This window comes from Spongiactinospora gelatinilytica, assembly GCF_003236385.1.
GTDB lineage: Bacteria > Actinomycetota > Actinomycetes > Streptosporangiales > Streptosporangiaceae > Spongiactinospora > Spongiactinospora gelatinilytica.
This window is the reverse complement of record NZ_POUA01000917.1, coordinates 1-406: the sequence shown is the minus strand read 5'-3', so window position 1 is coordinate 406 and position 406 is coordinate 1. Positions and strand designations below refer to the sequence as shown.

Genomic DNA, 406 nt, shown 5'->3' with positions numbered 1-406 from the left:
GTCATCAATCTTGAGGTGGGCGCATACTCCTATCCGTTCAAGAATCAGAATAATTGATAGAATGCTAAGTGTGACCTTTTTAAAAGCGCTTAGGATATGGTAAACTAAGGAATAACTGGATATGGCAGCGAATCCTTGAATATTTATGTAAAATACTAGGAGGTTCCTCTATTATGGATAATTCAGGAATTTACGTTGGACTGGATATTGGAACCACCTCAATAAAAGTTATTGTTGCTGAATATGTCAAAGGACAAATGAACGTTATTGGTGTGGGAAGCGCACGTTCTAATGGTTTAAGTCGTGGCGTGATCGTCGATATTGATAAGGCGGCCGAAACGATTCGATCAGCAGTACGCCAAGCTGAAGAAAAAGCAAGTATCGAAATAAAAAAGGTGATTGCGGG

1 protein-coding gene is annotated in these 406 nt (G+C 39.7%); it reads left to right on the top strand.

The window, feature by feature from the left end:
- Nucleotides 1–173: 173 nt before the first annotated feature.
- Nucleotides 174–406 (top strand): cell division protein FtsA (locus tag C1I98_RS46835; RefSeq protein WP_267898120.1); only part of this gene is annotated, 233 nt, incomplete at its 3' end.